14 protein-coding genes and 1 pseudogene are annotated in these 15,483 nt (G+C 59.3%); 6 read left to right on the plus strand and 9 right to left on the minus strand.

Annotated elements, in window-relative coordinates; all coding sequences use genetic code 11:
• Nucleotides 1-18: 18 nt before the first annotated feature.
• Nucleotides 19-311: pseudogene (locus tag GR197_RS31955) on the plus strand (ATP-binding protein); the annotation flags it as partial.
• A gap of 18 nt (nucleotides 312-329) precedes the next feature.
• Here GR197_RS31955 and GR197_RS11390 read toward each other — a convergent pair.
• The 3 genes from GR197_RS11390 to GR197_RS11400 form a co-directional block, all read right to left on the minus strand.
• Nucleotides 330-2,552, minus strand: coding sequence for a choice-of-anchor Q domain-containing protein (locus GR197_RS11390; RefSeq protein ID WP_164009409.1), 2,223 nt, complete (start codon nucleotides 2,550-2,552; stop codon nucleotides 330-332).
• Nucleotides 2,553-3,607: 1,055 nt separating this feature from the next.
• Nucleotides 3,608-3,919, minus strand: a complete 312-nt coding sequence (locus tag GR197_RS11395; protein WP_164009411.1) for a hypothetical protein — start codon at nucleotides 3,917-3,919, stop codon at nucleotides 3,608-3,610.
• A gap of 220 nt (nucleotides 3,920-4,139) precedes the next feature.
• Nucleotides 4,140-4,586 (minus strand): DUF3597 domain-containing protein, encoded by a 447-nt coding sequence (locus tag GR197_RS11400; protein WP_164009412.1) that lies wholly within the window; start codon nucleotides 4,584-4,586, stop codon nucleotides 4,140-4,142.
• Between the two features lie 506 nt (nucleotides 4,587-5,092).
• Here GR197_RS11400 and GR197_RS11405 point away from each other — a divergent pair.
• Complete coding sequence (locus GR197_RS11405; RefSeq protein ID WP_164009414.1) at nucleotides 5,093-5,731, plus strand: hypothetical protein; 639 nt, start codon at nucleotides 5,093-5,095, stop codon at nucleotides 5,729-5,731.
• Nucleotides 5,732-5,793: 62 nt separating this feature from the next.
• Here GR197_RS11405 and GR197_RS11410 read toward each other — a convergent pair whose 3' ends face one another.
• From GR197_RS11410 to GR197_RS11425, 4 genes are all read right to left on the minus strand, one after another.
• Complete coding sequence (locus GR197_RS11410; RefSeq protein WP_164009416.1) at nucleotides 5,794-6,567, minus strand: amino acid ABC transporter ATP-binding protein; 774 nt, start codon at nucleotides 6,565-6,567, stop codon at nucleotides 5,794-5,796.
• Nucleotides 6,568-6,585: 18 nt separating this feature from the next.
• The gene (locus GR197_RS11415) at nucleotides 6,586-7,740 is read right to left on the minus strand and encodes an amino acid ABC transporter permease (RefSeq protein ID WP_164009417.1); all 1,155 of its coding nucleotides are present in this window, start codon (nucleotides 7,738-7,740) and stop codon (nucleotides 6,586-6,588) included.
• 1 nt (nucleotide 7,741) lies between these two features.
• Nucleotides 7,742-8,944 (minus strand): amino acid ABC transporter permease, encoded by a 1,203-nt coding sequence (locus GR197_RS11420; RefSeq protein ID WP_164009418.1) that lies wholly within the window; start codon nucleotides 8,942-8,944, stop codon nucleotides 7,742-7,744.
• A 102-nt stretch (nucleotides 8,945-9,046) separates the two neighbouring features.
• A complete protein-coding gene (locus tag GR197_RS11425) occupies nucleotides 9,047-10,072 on the minus strand; it encodes an amino acid ABC transporter substrate-binding protein (RefSeq protein ID WP_164009419.1) in 1,026 nt (341 codons plus the stop codon).
• A 357-nt stretch (nucleotides 10,073-10,429) separates the two neighbouring features.
• Between GR197_RS11425 and GR197_RS11430 the strand changes: the two genes are divergently transcribed.
• Nucleotides 10,430-11,620: a cystathionine beta-lyase gene (locus tag GR197_RS11430; RefSeq protein ID WP_164009420.1), complete on the plus strand. Its 1,191-nt coding sequence runs from the start codon at nucleotides 10,430-10,432 to the stop codon at nucleotides 11,618-11,620.
• A 43-nt stretch (nucleotides 11,621-11,663) separates the two neighbouring features.
• Here the strand turns inward: GR197_RS11430 and GR197_RS11435 are convergent, their stop codons facing one another.
• Both GR197_RS11435 and GR197_RS11440 read right to left on the minus strand, forming a co-directional pair.
• A complete protein-coding gene (locus GR197_RS11435) occupies nucleotides 11,664-12,818 on the minus strand; it encodes an FAD-dependent monooxygenase (RefSeq protein ID WP_164009421.1) in 1,155 nt (384 codons plus the stop codon).
• A gap of 24 nt (nucleotides 12,819-12,842) precedes the next feature.
• Nucleotides 12,843-13,088, minus strand: coding sequence for a zinc-finger domain-containing protein (locus GR197_RS11440; protein WP_003539274.1), 246 nt, complete (start codon nucleotides 13,086-13,088; stop codon nucleotides 12,843-12,845).
• Between the two features lie 171 nt (nucleotides 13,089-13,259).
• On the opposite strand from GR197_RS11440, the gene GR197_RS11445 reads away from it, so the two are divergent.
• From GR197_RS11445 to GR197_RS11455, 3 genes are all read left to right on the plus strand, one after another.
• Nucleotides 13,260-14,045 (plus strand): alpha/beta fold hydrolase, encoded by a 786-nt coding sequence (locus tag GR197_RS11445; protein ID WP_164009423.1) that lies wholly within the window; start codon nucleotides 13,260-13,262, stop codon nucleotides 14,043-14,045.
• 140 nt (nucleotides 14,046-14,185) lie between these two features.
• Entirely contained in the window at nucleotides 14,186-15,019 is an 834-nt protein-coding gene (cysE, locus tag GR197_RS11450; protein WP_164009425.1) for a serine O-acetyltransferase, read from the plus strand.
• Nucleotides 15,020-15,160: 141 nt separating this feature from the next.
• Entirely contained in the window at nucleotides 15,161-15,364 is a 204-nt protein-coding gene (locus GR197_RS11455) for a DUF3126 family protein (RefSeq protein ID WP_164009427.1), read from the plus strand.
• The last annotated feature ends 119 nt before the right edge of the window (nucleotides 15,365-15,483 follow it).

Genomic DNA, 15,483 nt, shown 5'->3' on the forward strand with positions numbered 1-15,483 from the left:
AGAGAAGCTCGCCATCGAGCGGAATTACTGTTCGGACTGATCTCGCAACACTTCGAACGAGGTGCCACGTTGATCGCCAGCAACCTTCCGTTCGACGAATGAACGGAGACCTTGGGATCCGAGCGCCTGACCGGCGCTCTGCTGGACCGCATCACCCCCACGTCACCATCCTCGAGACGAAGGGCGGCAGCTATTGCCTCGCGCAAAGCCGCGCCCGAAAGCCCGGCTCACCCGTCGAAAAATCGCGGCGCGCGGATGGCTCATCCACGCGCCGAGCCAACTTTTGCGTGAATGTTGTGGCGATCGGGTGACCGCCACAACAGGTATAGTTACAGGAGAAAATCGCCTGCCCCGAGGTGGACGAGGCCCTTCAGCTGAACCTGGAAGTCTTGAACACCATCGCCGTTCAGGTCGCCCTGGATAATGGTAGCATCGCTCGCGGATCCAGCCTTGTCTTCATAGTGAAAAGTGAGCGCGCCAGCCTTGTGGTCGAAGGAGGCGTTCTCCTGCGCCAGGAAATGGAAGCTTCCATCGCCCTGCGCAGAGCCATTCGCATCTATCGCCGAGAAGTCGATCTTATCGACGCCTTTCTGGAAGTCGGTGATGACGTCGCGGTTCGCGCCGGACCCCATTTCCGTCAATGCCTTGAAGGCAAATGTATCCGAGCTGGCGCCACCGGTCATGATGTCCTTTCCGGCCCCGCCTTGGAGAACGTTGCTGCCGCTATTGCCGGTCAGTACGTCGTTATAGCTTGAGCCAGTCAAGTTTTCGATGCTGATGAACTTGTCACCGGTGGCATACCCGCCCGATGCTGCCCCAGTCGCCAAGTTGACGTTGACCCCGCCGGAGGCGGCATAGCTGGCCGTGTCGTTGTCACTACCGCCGTCGAGCACGTCCGCGCCGGCGCCGCCGTCCAGCTTATCCGCGCCAGCCCCGCCATGGAGAACGTTGCTGCCGTTATTGCCACCGGTCAGCACGTCGTTGTAGCTGGAGCCAGTCAGGTTTTCGATGCCAACGATCTTGTCACCGGCGGCCTGGCCGCCCGATGCTGCCTTAGTTGCCAAGTTGACGTTGACCGCGCCGGAGCCCGCATAGCTGGCCGTGTCGTTGCCATTACCGCCGTCAAGCACGTCCGCGCCGGCCCCGCCGTTCAACACGTCACTACCACCGAGACCCTTGAAGGTTTCGTTGCCACCGTTCGACTGACCGGTGTGCGGCAGGATGTCGTTGCCACTGGTGCCGATGAATTCCTTCGTCGGCGCGGTTGGCGTTGTCGGTTGCGTCGGCGTGGTCGGCGTTCCTGGTTGCGTTGGCGTGGTCGGCGTTCCCGGTTGCGTCGGCGTGGTTGGCGTTCCAGGTGCCGAGCTGGAGCCCGATTCGTAGGCACCGATATCGACAGTTCCAACGATGCGAGCGTGGCCGTCCAGATCGACCGAGCCGACGCCATACTTGTTGGTTCCGCCGTCGATCGCCGACGAGCCGGAGCCGAGGTGGAAGTTGTCGCTCGCTGCCCCAGCGAATTTCGGGTCGACGCCGAGCTTGTTGCCGTTCGCCGTGCTCGGCATCGCGTTGCCGCCGTCGGTCTTGACCGATGCCTGGCCGGCCGTGCCGTTGTAGGTGATGTTGTTGGCCCAGACGACGTTGCTGTTGGCGCCGCTGGTGGACGTGTTATCGATCGCAGTGTTGTTCTTGTTCACCGATGGGTCCGCAACGGCGATGTTGTTGACCCAGGTGTTGTTGTTCGACGCCGAGTTGCTGAGTTCGCCGCGCCAGGTGCCGGTGTTCGCATTGTCCTGATTGTTGTGGTAGGCGGTGTTGTTCTGCACCGTGACGGAGTCGCTCCAGGTCACCTGGATGCCTTTGCCGCCGTTGTCGTAGACGAGGTTGTTGTCGACCAGGGTCTTGAATGTGTAGTTGGGATGACCGCTCGACTGCGTGCTCTGGAAATCGTCAATGATGATGCCGTTGCCATCGGTGTGCGCACCCGCCTTCGTGACGTTGTCGTGCGAGATATTGTTCCGCACGATCGTCCGGTAGCCGTCCGTCGAGGTATCACCTGTAATGTTCCGGTTCTCGTAGATCGAGATGCCCGAGTACCAGCCCGACGACGCGTTATTGTAGGTCTCGTTCCCTTCGACGCGGATGAAGTCCGACTGGTTGAACTGAATGCCCGACTCCCCGCTGTCGTGGACAGTATTGTTGAGGATTTGGATGTGGTGGACGTTGTTCGCTTCGATGCCGTCGCCGGTGCCGCCCTTGATGTCGAAGCCGTTGATGACCACGTAATTGCCGTTGACACTGATCCCGGTGTACGAGCCCGCTGGTGGCCGAATGAGTGCTGCGCCGGGCACTTCCGAGCGCAGCGTGATGTTGCCTGCCGCCGAGCCGTCCTTGTCGATGTTAATGCTCTCGTTGTAGGTCCCCGGCTTCACCACGACCTCGTCGCCTGGCTTAAGGTTCGACGCCATCGCGTCGCTGATCGTACGGAAAGGAGAGGAGGTACTGCCGTTACCGCTGCTGCTGCCGGTCGTCGCTACGTAGTATGTTGTCATGGTCTTGTTCCTCAACCCCTGCCCGTTAATATTTTAGGTTAATCCAGCGTTACGGCGGCAGGTTATAGGGCGACATTTTGGAGCGCGCAACAGCAACGCGACAGTAAGTGCTTGACAAGCATAGCCTTATTGCTGCCACATTATCTTAATCACTCCGATGTTACGTTTTGAAATATTTGCGGAATTTTGAGTCGCCCAAATTGGGGCAATATAAATGTCTCGTATTCCGAGAATTATTCTTTCTGCAACTACAGCGACATGCATCCATTGAAAACTTTAGGAAAACCTGATGGCGCAACTGGATTCCTCTCGCCAAAGGCGGAATAGTCATTTTTTTTGTGAATTTGGCAATTTTGGGCGGTTTCGCCCTGATAATTGGTACTGAGCGAGATGGTAAGTGGGGCACGACCGTCGAATCGGCTGCGCCTCGAACGTCACAATCACCCCCCGATCAAACGGATCGGCGATAAGGCAATGCCGTCGTTTCCTGAGCCCGATACAGCGATCCCCAGGTACTCGGAACGCTGCTGCAGGCATGCCGCAAAGAACCGCCTACCACTCACTTGAGCGGGGCTAAACCACGGCCCAGTCATCCGCAGAGCAGGTGATCTCTTTGCATTGACCGTCAGCATTGCAGGAAGAATCGCGGCTCTCTCATCACCCGGTCAATTGCCCGCCACTCAACCCATTGCCGAAGCGCTGGCACGAGAGGCATCCTGGTGCGAGACCTTGGAACGGTGGCGCTTAGACCGGTGGCGTCGAAGTCCCTCTCTATTGTAATCGAGCTTGCTCCGTCGGCCGACCCGGCGTGGATCAATCCGCTGTACAAGATCCATGCAGCATATTCATTTATATACGGGCCGCCCCGCAGGGTCCCGGGTTTGCTCGCCGCATTGTAAAGAAGCATATCGACGGTCGCAGCAGACCTATGAGTTGCCTCTCGCGACCGCGGCTCGATCTGGAAACTCATCGGACTTGCGGGCAGGCGTAGTTGATAAGCCCCCGCAATACGGTAGGGTATATACCTTCGAATTTCTATCGCGGATTGGCTCTTCTTAACGATCCAAGAAATGCTCGAAGTATACATGGGGAATGGGGTAGGCGTAGACGCCTCGGTCGACGAATCCGCGTCTGGAGAGGCAGTTTCTGAGCGCCGCGTTGTAAAGCAGGCTTTGCGGATCCGGCGAGCCGCGCCGCCACGAGCCTGCCTCCGGCGCGCACCACCGAAGCGCTTTGTCGTAGCGAGCCAGGAGGACCGGGTCGGTATCGACGCGAATGCCGCTGTAGGATTGATAGTTTGAAGGAGACTCCGCGGCAGAAATAAAGCCCAAGCTAAGCGCAACGCCAACGACTGCCATCAATCTCATTGGATTTCATTCTCCCCTGATTGATTATCGAAGTAATCGAGAGGAACGTTATTGGTTCCAATGCCTGCGGGCAAGAGGACGCATGGCCTCGGGACTCATCGGCGATTGACCTGGTTTGCCAATGCTCCAAGAACAGGTGAGCATCAGTCGGGGAGCGTCGGCGGACGGATAGCCGCCACCGCAAACCGGCGGCAGCTATCGGTCGTTGATCGAGCGGGGATCAATCCAGGAGATCGGCCGGTACTTTGCCGCCATTTTCCGATAGCCGCTTCATCAGCGCCTTGTGCAGCCACATATTCATTTTTGCGGAATCACCGCCGTCGCCGGTATAACCGAGCTCGGTGGCAAGTTCCTTGCGCTCGGCCATGCTCGCATCCATCCCGACGGCTTTCATCAAGTCGACGATCGAGTGGCGCCAATCGAGTTTCTGGCCGCTCTTCTTCACGGCCGCGTCGAGGATAGGGACGATATCGACTGTGGCTGTGGCGGAGGCTGTGGTTGAAGCCGGCTTGCTCTGAGCGGGAGAGGCGGCAGGTGCGGGACTGGGCGCTGCCGACGGCGAGACAGGAGCCTGGGCTGGCTGCGTCTTTGGCGCCCCGGCTGCAACGGGTTCGGCTGCTTTCGCTTCTCCGAAGATTGCATGTTTGATCTTGTCGAAGACACCCATTCTTGAACCTCGAGTTTCATTGGATGAGACCATGTTGGAACATGGAATTCCTGCCTGATATATCCAGACGGAGGGGAAGTTATTTTTGGTCGTCTCAATCGGTGGTGGAAAGTCAAATTCCAAGGCAAGGCGCAGCGATCTTTTCGAAAATGTTGCAAATGGCTCAAATGCATCGTGATCGCATCGAGTATCGAGCGTTGCTTGGCGGCACGGAAGGTTCCTGATGCAAGCGTCAAGCATAGACGCAGGCGGCGCTCCCGTCGCTGCATGACCTGTTCGCTTTTGGCACAGTCAGTTTGCTGATTCGCATTTCGATAACCGTGAAAGATCATTCTCTGCCACTGAGCCGACTTGCCGTGCGGCGGAGTGAAACATTCGTCACCCCTTCACGTTGCCTTGCCATGGACGTCTTGCAGGTTGCAGGCGTCCAGACGATCGAAGGCACGCGCGTTCCTCGATTTTCGGCTGCCGGGCAGATCGCTCGGCGAATGGAAACGGAGGAAGACATGACCCATAACCACAATAGACTATCCTTGGCAGTGCTTGCATCCACCTGCGCCCTGCTTGCCATGCCGGCAAGCGATGCACATGCTATCGATGTCGGCGTATCGGTGAATGCAGGCAGGGCCGCCAGCGCCGATGTCGGGGCATCACTTGGCGGAGGCGGCATCAGCGCCGATGCCGATGCTTCCGTCGGCGGTTCGAGCGGCGTCAATGCCGATGCGGCCGCCAGTGTCGGCGGCGGCCGGGGTGTTGATGCTGATGTCAATGCCGGGGTCGGCGGCGGCAATGGCCTCGACGCGACCGCCAATGCCAGGTTCGGCGGCGGGCGCGGCGTCAATGCCGGTCTCAATGCACGCATCGGCGGTTCCGACGGGCTTGATACCGACGCCACCGCCTCGGTCAGACGCGGCAGCGGCGTCGATGCCGATCTAGCCATCGGCAGGGCAGGCGGCAGCAACAGGTCCGCAACTGGGGAGACCCTCAGTGCATCGCAGGCCCGCACTCTGGAGGCCTTCCGGGCGCGGCCGGTCAATGAACAGCGCAAGATGCTGGTCCGGTGCGCGGATATTTCGGCTTCAGGCGTCGCTGATTCCGGTCTTGCCGGTCTCTGCAGCCTGCTGCAGGCGACAGCCTCGCGCTGAACGCCAAAGACCCGCCGAACCGAAAGGCGAGGCGGGTCTTTGAAAGGTTTCAGCTCCCAGGCCTAATGCAGGATCTGGCTGAGGAACAGTTTGGTGCGTTCGTGCTGCGGATTGTCGAAGAACTCGGCTGGCGAATTCTGTTCGACGATCTGGCCCTGGTCCATGAAGATGACGCGGTTGGCGACCTGGCGGGCAAAGCCCATTTCATGGGTGACGCAGAGCATGGTCATGCCTTCCTCGGCAAGCCCCACCATGGTGTCGAGCACTTCCTTGATCATCTCGGGATCGAGCGCCGAGGTCGGCTCGTCGAACAGCATGATCTTCGGGTTCATGCATAGCGACCTGGCGATCGCCACGCGCTGCTGCTGGCCGCCGGAAAGCTGTCCCGGATACTTGTTGGCCTGCTCGGGGATCTTGACCCGCTTCAGGAAGTGCATGGCGACCTCTTCCGCCTGCTTCTTCGGCATTTTGCGCACCCAGATCGGCGCCAAAGTGCAGTTTTCGAGGATCGTCAGGTGCGGGAAGAGGTTGAAGTGCTGGAACACCATACCGACTTCGCGCCGGACCTCATCGATCTTTTTCAGGTCGTTGGTGAGTTCCGTGCCGTCGACGACAATGCGGCCCTTCTGATGCTCTTCCAGGCGGTTGATGCAGCGGATCATCGTCGACTTGCCGGAACCTGACGGGCCGGCGATGACGATGCGCTCGCCTCGCATGACCTTGAGGTTGATGTCGCGCAGCACGTGGAAATCGCCGTACCACTTGTTCATATTGACGATATCGACCGCCACTTCCGTTGCGGAAACGGTGAGCTTTTTCGCTGGAGCTTCAGCCATGACTATTTTCCCTCATTCTTATCGTTTGTGGCCGGTATCGAGATGGCGTTCCATGAAGCCTGAATAGCGCGACATGCCGAAGCAGAACAGCCAGAAGATGAAGCCCGCGAAGATCAGACCCGTGATCGGCGTGACGGCGCTTGCCCAGTTGGCATCGGAGAAGTTCTGCTTGACGATACCGAGCAGATCGAACATGCCGATAATGGTGACCAGCGATGTGTCTTTGAACGTTCCGATGAAGGTGTTCACGATGCTCGGGATCACCAGCTTGATGGCCTGCGGCATGATGATCAGCCGGGTCTTCTGCCAATAGCCGAGGCCAAGCGAATCTGCGCCCTCGAACTGTCCCTTGGGGATCGCCTGAAGGCCGCCGCGGATGACTTCCGCCATATAGGCCGACGTGAAAATTGAAACACCGATCAGCGCCCGCAGGAGTTTGTCCACGTTCCACCCTGTGGGAAGGAAAAGCGGCAGCATCACGCTTGCCATGAACAGAACGGTGATCAGCGGAACGCCTCGAATGACCTCGATGAAGGTCACGCAGAGCATGCGGATGACGGGCATCTTCGAGCGGCGTCCCAGCGCCAGCAGAATGCCGCAGGGGAAGGAAACGGCAATGCCGACAAAGGACAGGACGAGCGTCACCATCAACCCGCCCCAGAGCGGTGTCTCCACCACTTCGAGGCCGTATCCGCCGTGAAGAAGCCAGAAGGCGATGATCGGCAGGGCGGCGAACAGAAGAATGGCGTTCAACCCCTTGCGCGGTGCCGACGGGATAAGCATCGGAACCAGCAGCAGAATGAAGAGGATCCCGACGATCGCCGGCCTCCAACGCTCACTGAGCGGATAGCGGCCGAAGATGAACTGATCGTATTTGGCGCTGACGAAGGCCCAGCACGCGCCACTCCAGCCATCAGGCTGGATCCCGCCCTGGACCGTCGTCGCGCAGAATGTGCGGTCCGGCCCGAACCATACGGCCTGGATAAACAGCCAGTTGACGAGATGCGGTACGGCCCATGCGATCAAAGCAAGAGCCAGGATCGTCAGGATTACATCCTTCGGGGTAGCAAGGAGATTACGGCGTATCCAGGCGCCGGCCCCCCTTTCTCCGCGCGGAGGCGGCTCGGCGGCCAGGATTGACGTTCTGACGAAGGGTTTATCGGTGATCGACATTTTATCTCTCCACCAGTGCCATCTTGGCATTGAACCAATTCATGAACAGCGACGTGAGAATGCTCAAACTGAGATAGACGATACCCCATATGCAAACGATCTCGATCGCTTGACCGCTCTGGTTGAGGATCGTGCCGCCGACGGCAACGAGATCCGAAAAGCCGATCGCGATGGCGAGTGAGGAGTTTTTGGTCAGGTTCAAATACTGGCTGGTCAGCGGCGGGATGATGATGCGCAGCGCCTGCGGCACCACGACAAGCCTCGTCACGCTCGATGGATGCAGCCCCAGCGCGCCGGCTGCCTCGGATTGCCCCTTTGGAACGCCGCGAATGCCGCCGCGAACGATCTCGGCAATGAACGAGGCGGTATAAAAGGACAGAGCGAGAAACAGCGACATGAATTCGGGGCCGACGACGGAGCCGCCCGTCAAGTTGAACTTTCCAGCGACGGGAAAGTCGAAGCTTAGCGGAAAACCTGAGACAACGAAGACCAGCAATGGCAAGCCGACGATCAGCGCGATCGACACCCATACCGTGTGGAACGGCTGGCCGGTTGCCGCCTGCCGCTTATGAGCCCAGCGCGCCATTACGATGGCGACAACAATCCCGATCACCAGGGCGATCCCGACCGCAATCATGCCAGTCTCGAAGATCGGCTTCGGGAAGGCTAGTCCTCTGTTGTTGAGGAACATGCTGAACGGCAGACCCACCGACTCGCGCGGTTGTGGCAAGACGGAGAGAACGCCGAGATACCAAAAAAAGATGACGAGCAGCGGCGGAATGTTGCGGAAGATTTCGACATAGACCGTGCAGAGCTTGGCAATCAGCCAGTTGTGCGACAGCCGGCCGATCCCGATCAGGAAGCCTATGATCGTCGCGGTGAATATGCCGGTCACCGCCACCAGCAAAGTATTCAGAATGCCGACGACAAGTGCGCGCGCATAGGTCGAGTCGCTCGAAAAGCCGATCAGTGACTGGCCGATTTCGAAACCGGCGCGACCGCGAAGAAAGCCGAAGCCCGATGCCGTATTGCTGCGGGCAAGGTTCACCGCCGTGTTGTGGGCCACCCACCACACAAACGCCACGAGGACAACGATTGTTAGAACCTGGAAAAATATGCTCCGGTATTTCGGGTCGTACATTGCCGACCGGAAAGTCCAGCCGGTGCCATGCAAAGGTGTCGTATCCACAGCCCCATGCGTCATGCCGCGCCAATCCCCTTGTGCCCGTTTTCGGGCTTTCTTTTTGCTTTTTGGAAGATGGGAGGGCGGCTTGGCCGCCATCCCGGATTTTATGCCAGAGTTCGATTAACGAACCGGCGGTGCGTACTGGATGCCGCCCTTGTTCCAGAGAGCATTCAAACCGCGTGCGATCTTGAGCGGGCTACCCTGGCCGATGTTGCGCTCGAAGATTTCGCTATAGTTGCCGACGCCCTTGATGACGTTGTAGGCCCATTCATTGGTCAGGCCGAGATCGGTGCCGATCTTGGTATCGGCCTCGCTGCCAAGGAAGCGCTTGATGTCAGGGTTCGGCGAGTTCTTCATCTCGTCGACATTTGCCTGGGTGATGCCGAACTCTTCGGCATTGATCAGCGCATAAGCCGTCCAGGAAACGATATCGAACCACTGATCGTCACCTTGACGGACGGCCGGGCCAAGCGGCTCCTTCGAGATGATCTCAGGAAGAATGACATGTTCGTCGGGATTCTTCAGCGTCAGACGCAATGAATAGAGACCGGATTGGTCGGTCGTGTAAACGTCGCAACGACCGGAGTCGTAAGCCGCGTTGACCTCAGGCAGATTTTCGAAGACGACCGGATTGTACTGCAGATTGTTCGTCTTGAAGTAATCTGCGAGGTTCAGTTCTGTGGTCGTGCCAGACTGCACGCAGATTGCGGCGCCGGAAAGTTCCAGCGCCGACTTCACGTTCAGGCTCTTACGTACCATGAAGCCCTGACCGTCATAATAGGTGACAGGACGGAAATTGAAGCCGAGCGCTGTGTCGCGATTGATCGTCCAGGTCGTATTGCGCGAGAGAACGTCGATTTCGCCGGACTGCAGAGCCGTGAAGCGCTCCTTCGCATTTGTCGGCGTGTACTTGACCTTGGTGGGATCGCCGAAGACGGCCGAAGCGACGGCCTTGCAGAAGTCGACGTCGAAGCCAGCCCAATTGCCGGAAGCGTCAGGTGCGGCAAAGCCGGTAAGGCCGGTATTGACACCACACTGAACGAAACCCTTAGCCTTTACATCGGTGAGTGTCGTGGCCGAGGCAGCCGAGGCGCCAAGAGCGAAAACTGCTGCGCCGAGAGCGGCGGACAGAAGCTTGTTCTTCATTTTTCCCAACCTTTTCCGTTGTCTTATATTTTCTTGTGGGGGAGTTCCGGCGGAAAAACCTGCCGCCCCCATTGTCTCGACACCCTCCCGGCGCGAGTGCCCTATCACAGTCGCAAATGTCACCACGGTCAAGTGTCGCCATCAATAATTGCGGCAAAATTCGGAATTTTGGCGGATTGCGCCGCATTCGAGGGCGGTTGACTATGAAATAGGCGTCCGATTGCGGAAAAATAACGCGAAATTCGGAAAATCCATCATTCCCGAGGGCGCCCGCAACCGGTCGACAAGGGGTTGACCGGACACGGCGGGGCGTCCAAAAGTCTGGTTTCGTGCCCCTCGCCAAAGGCTATTTCCGAAATGAAAGACAAAGACAGCTTGCTGCAGAATGCCGGCATCAACACCCGCCTGACCCATATCGGCAACGACCCCTTCGACTATCACGGCTTCGTCAATCCGCCGGTCGTACATGCCTCGACAGTGTTGTTCCCGAATGCGCGGACGATGGAGGCGCGCGCGCAGAAATATACCTACGGAACGCGCGGCACCCCGACGACGGACGCGCTCTGCGAAGCGATCGACGCACTCGAAGGCTCGGCCGGCACGATCCTCGTCCCCTCGGGTCTTGCGGCCGTCACCATTCCGTTCCTGGGTTTCGTCGCTGCCGGCGATCATGCGCTCGTCGTCGATTCGGTCTATGGCCCGACGCGCCATTTCTGCGACACGATGTTGAAGCGTCTTGGCGTCGAGGTCGAATATTACGATCCGGCGATCGGCGCCGGCATCGAGGGCCTGTTCCGGCCGAACACCAAGCTCGTTCACACCGAAGCTCCCGGCTCCAACACCTTTGAGATGCAGGATATTCCGGCGATCTCGGCGGTTGCGCACCGCCACGGCGCCGTCGTCATGATGGACAATACCTGGGCGACGCCGCTCTATTTCCGGCCGCTCGATCATGGCGTCGACATCTCGATCCATGCATCGACGAAATATCCGTCCGGCCATTCCGATATCCTGCTCGGAACGGTGTCGGCCAATGCAGAACACTGGGAGCGGCTGAAGGAAGCAAACGGTGTGCTCGGCATCTGCGGCGCACCCGATGACGCCTACCAGATTCTGCGTGGATTACGTACCATGGGCCTGCGCCTCGAGCGGCACTATGAAAGCGCGCTTGATATTGCAGAATGGCTGGAGGGTAGGGAGGATGTCGCCCGCGTGCTGCATCCGGCCCTGCCGAGTTTTCCCTCTCACCATCTCTGGAAGCGCGATTTCAAGGGCGCCAGCGGCATCTTTTCCTTCGTGCTTGCCGCTGATGGTCCCGAGAAATCTAGAGCAAAAGCGCATGCCTTCCTCGATGCGCTGAGGATTTTCGGTCTCGGCTATTCCTGGGGCGGCTATGAGAGCCTCGCTTTGCACGCCTATCTCAACGACCGCACGGTCGCCAAGGCTCCGACCGACGGTGCGGTCATCCGGCTGCAGATCGGCATCGAGGATGTGGTTGACCTCAAGGCCGATATCGAACGGGGCTTTGCGGCGGCAAGTGCCGTCTGAGCGATACGGGGCGCCCCCGCGCTATACCCCGGCTTGCTGCGCTTTATGGTAGGCGCAGAGCGCGATAGCCGTAGATCCAGTCGAGATCCGCTGCCAGGCTTTGCGGCGGCTTGAGGCCGAGCACGAGATCGCGGCCGATCCGGATCGGCCCTTTCGCATGATAGGCGAACCGATTGAAGGCGCCGCGCTGGCGAAGCTTCGCAATGCGTGGCGCTCGATGTCTTTCGAAGAGCAATAGGGCCTCTGCCACCGGACGGTTGGAGAGAAATGCGGCAAGTTCGTAGGCGTCTTCGATCGCCATCGCCGCTCCCTGTGCGGCAAAGGGCATCATCGCATGCGCGGCGTCGCCGATCAGAACCGTCTTGCGGCCGTCCTGCCACGCGCCTGATATGGTTTCGAACAGCGGCCAGAAAGTCAGCTTCCGGTGTCCTTCGAAGAGTGAGACGATCGCTGGGTTCCAGCCGGAAAAGCGTTTCCTGAGTTCTGCGCGCTGCTCGGCCGTCGGTTCGTTTTGCCAGGCCTGCGGTGCGCTATTGCCGGCGGTGATCGCCACCATGTTGAAGCTGCCGGTCTCCCTCAAGGGGTAACAGACGAGATGCGCCGAACCGCCAAGAACCGCCGAAACGCTTGTCCGGTCGAGGAAACCGGGCGCCGCAGCCTCGGCAATGGTAAAGCGGTAGGCGATATTGCCGGAAAAGCGCGGCGAGGGGCTGCCCGGAACGGATTGCCGGAGCTTCGACCAGACGCCGTCAGCGCCGATGACGACATCGGCGTCGCGCTCGAAAGGCGGCAGCGTCGCCTCCATCCGGACACCGAGGTGAAGCCGGCAGAGCGGATCGGCCTCGACCGCGGCCAGAAGCGCTTTCTGCAATGTGCTGCGATGCAGGACACCATAGGGAGCGCCCCAGCGTTGCCGTGCGAATTTGCCTGCTGGCACCGCTGCGAGCTGGCGCAGCGAACTGCCGGATATCAGCCGGATTGCCTCAGGCTCGAGCCAGGCCTTTGACAGCCCTTCAAGGATACCGAGTTCGGCAAGGATGCAGGAGGCGTTCGGCGAAACCTGCAATCCGGCGCCGATGTCGGCAAGTTCGCCTGCCTGCTCGAAGATGTCGGAGCTGATGCCCCGGCGCGAAAGCGAAAGCGCAGTGGTCAACCCTGATATCCCGGCGCCGATGATGGCGGCATGTTCGACCGGCATTATCCGTCCGATCCGTCTCGGCGGTTAGGCCGCCTTCACGTGGAAAACGCAGCCGGCCGGATTGGTCTGGCTGGGCTTCAGCGCCGAATTGAAGCGATAGAGGGTCGAGCAGTAGGAACAGACCTTCTCGTTGTCGTCACCCATGTCGATGAAGATATGCGGATGGTCGAATGGGGCCGAAGCGCCGGTGCACATGAATTCCTTGACGCCGACTTCGATAACCCGGTGACCGCCGTCGTTCTGGAAGTGGGGAATGTTGTGGCCGGCCATGTCGCTCTCCGAATGCTTTGAAATGTGCGCGGACCTTATAAGCCTTCGCCGCAAATGTGTAGAGCCAAAGCGCCGCGGTGGGTACCGTTTTTAGGCGCAGTTTTTTGGCCACAGTTTTTGGCTTCACGATGAAAGATCGCTCGACTATGGTCGCGTCAAAAGGAAGACCTGATGAACCTGAATACGCCCGTATTTTCAAGCTTCACTCATGACGGATTGCAACTCGCCTACTTTGATGAGGGCGATCCGGCCGGCGTGCCCGTTCTGTTGATCCACGGTTTTGCTTCGACGGCAAACGTCAACTGGGTGCATCCGGGCTGGCTGAAGACGCTTGGCGATGCCGGCTACCGGGTGATCGCCATCGACAATCGCGGCCACGGCGCAAGCGACAAACCGCATGATTCCGAAGCCTATCGCCCTTGGGTGATGGCCGGCGATGCGATGGCGCTGCTGGACCATCTCGGCATTCCGCAAACCAATGTCATGGGCTATTCGATGGGCGCGCGCATTTCCGTCTTTGCCGCCCTTGCCAATCCGCATCGCGTCCGTTCGCTGGTGCTCGGTGGCCTCGGCATCGGCATGACCGACGGCGTCGGCGACTGGGACCCGATCGCCGACGCACTGCTGGCGCCCTCGCTGGAAGACGTGACGCATGCCCGCGGCCGCATGTTCCGCGCCTTCGCCGACCAGACGAAAAGTGACCGCGTCGCTCTCGCCGATTGCATCCGCGGCTCGCGCGATCTCGTCGCCCGCTCGGATATGGCGAAGCTCGACATGCCGACGCTGATCGGCGTCGGAACAAAGGATGATATCGCCGGCTCGCCGCAGGAATTGGCGGCGCTGGTGCCGAATGCCGAGGCGCTCGACATTCCGGGCCGCGATCATATGCTCGCCGTCGGCGACAGGGTTTTCAAGCAGGCGGTGCTGGCTTTCTACGCGAGGGTCGCCAGAGGGTGACATCGGCGCTGACATCATCGTGATGCCGAAAAACCATGCTAAAAAACCATAGCGACGGCACCCATTTATGTTATTGGCGTTTTCCCCTATATATTGGCATTCCGAAAACGGCATTCCGGCTGGCAACGAGGAGAGCGGCGATGGTCGCAAAGACAGACATTCGTGCTTTTGAGACAGGCCAACCGTTGAAGGTGATGGATCCCATCTGGGATAGCCTGCGCGAGGAAGCCCGGCTCGCCGCCGAACGGGACCCGGTTCTTGCCGCCTTCCTCTACGCGACGGTGATCAACCATCGTTCGCTCGAGGAATGTGTCATCCACCGCATCTGCGAACGTCTCGATCATCCCGACATACAGGCGACCCTGCTTCGCCAGACCTTCGAGGAAATGCTCCTCGACTGGCCGGAGTGGAGCACCATTCTGCGTGTCGATATCCAGGCCATCTACGACCGCGATCCCGCTTGCCTCCGCTTCATGGAAGCAGTGCTCTATTTCAAGGGCTTCCACGCGCTGCAGACACACCGTCTCGCGCATTGGCTGCTGAACCGCGGCCGTCGTGATTTCGCGCTCTATCTGCAGAGCCGCTCCTCCAGCGTCTTCCAGACCGACATCAATCCGGCCGCTCGTATCGGCAAGGGGATTTTCCTCGATCACGCCACCGGCCTCGTCGTCGGCGAGACTGCGGTTATCGGCGACAACGTCTCGATCCTGCATGGCGTCACGCTCGGCGGCACCGGCAAAGAAGGCGCCGACCGCCATCCGAAGATCGGCAGCGGCGTGATGATCGGCGCTGGCGCAAAGATCCTCGGCAATATCGAGATCGGCTTCTGCTCGCGCGTTGCCGCCGGCTCCGTCGTGTTGAAGGCAGTTCCGCCCAAAAAGACGGTCGCCGGCGTGCCGGCCAAGGTCGTCGGCGAAGCCGGTTGTTCCGAGCCGTCGCGCAATATGGACCAGGTGATCGGCGCCGATATCTGAGCGGCTGCCGGAGAAAAGGATCGGGAAAAATCGGCGGAAACCGGGCGGGGACAGAAATTGCCATGTGGCAACCTTGCCTTTACACCGCTGCTTTTCCTGTGCAAGAAGCGGCCAATCAAGACCGTTTACGGAGATGACAGAGTGAAGCCTGAAGAAATCAAGAAGCTCGACGCCTATTTCAAACGCACGCTCAACCCGCAGGTCGTCGTCAAGGCGCGTCCGCGCAAGGATGATTCTGCGGAGGTCTATCTCGGCGAAGAATTTCTGGGCCTCGTCTATATCGATGACGAGGACGGCGATCGCTCCTACAACTTTTCGATGGCGATCCTCGACGTCGATCTCTGATCGCGTTCGAATGCTTTCAAAGGACCGAACGGCGCGATCCGTTCGGTCCTTTTTGTCTTTTGGCTGCAGAGCCAAAATTAATTTTAAAGCTTCCGGTTGCGGTGATCTGATATATATTA

Source organism: Rhizobium phaseoli, assembly GCF_010668805.1.
Classification (GTDB): domain Bacteria; phylum Pseudomonadota; class Alphaproteobacteria; order Rhizobiales; family Rhizobiaceae; genus Rhizobium; species Rhizobium phaseoli_A.

What these genes read in the sequence shown, in the direction of transcription:
- GR197_RS11390 (WP_164009409.1), bottom strand. Translation starts at nt 2,552, where the DNA reads ATGACAACATACTACGTAGCGACGACCGGCAGCAGCAGCGGTAACGGC.
- GR197_RS11395 (WP_164009411.1), bottom strand. Translation starts at nt 3,919, where the DNA reads ATGAGATTGATGGCAGTCGTTGGCGTTGCGCTTAGCTTGGGCTTTATT.
- GR197_RS11400 (WP_164009412.1), bottom strand. Translation starts at nt 4,586, where the DNA reads ATGGGTGTCTTCGACAAGATCAAACATGCAATCTTCGGAGAAGCGAAA.
- GR197_RS11405 (WP_164009414.1), top strand. Translation starts at nt 5,093, where the DNA reads ATGACCCATAACCACAATAGACTATCCTTGGCAGTGCTTGCATCCACC.
- GR197_RS11410 (WP_164009416.1), bottom strand. Translation starts at nt 6,567, where the DNA reads ATGGCTGAAGCTCCAGCGAAAAAGCTCACCGTTTCCGCAACGGAAGTG.
- GR197_RS11415 (WP_164009417.1), bottom strand. Translation starts at nt 7,740, where the DNA reads ATGTCGATCACCGATAAACCCTTCGTCAGAACGTCAATCCTGGCCGCC.
- GR197_RS11420 (WP_164009418.1), bottom strand. Translation starts at nt 8,944, where the DNA reads ATGACGCATGGGGCTGTGGATACGACACCTTTGCATGGCACCGGCTGG.
- GR197_RS11425 (WP_164009419.1), bottom strand. Translation starts at nt 10,072, where the DNA reads ATGAAGAACAAGCTTCTGTCCGCCGCTCTCGGCGCAGCAGTTTTCGCT.
- GR197_RS11430 (WP_164009420.1), top strand. Translation starts at nt 10,430, where the DNA reads ATGAAAGACAAAGACAGCTTGCTGCAGAATGCCGGCATCAACACCCGC.
- GR197_RS11435 (WP_164009421.1), bottom strand. Translation starts at nt 12,818, where the DNA reads ATGCCGGTCGAACATGCCGCCATCATCGGCGCCGGGATATCAGGGTTG.
- GR197_RS11440 (WP_003539274.1), bottom strand. Translation starts at nt 13,088, where the DNA reads ATGGCCGGCCACAACATTCCCCACTTCCAGAACGACGGCGGTCACCGG.
- GR197_RS11445 (WP_164009423.1), top strand. Translation starts at nt 13,260, where the DNA reads ATGAACCTGAATACGCCCGTATTTTCAAGCTTCACTCATGACGGATTG.
- cysE (WP_164009425.1), top strand. Translation starts at nt 14,186, where the DNA reads ATGGTCGCAAAGACAGACATTCGTGCTTTTGAGACAGGCCAACCGTTG.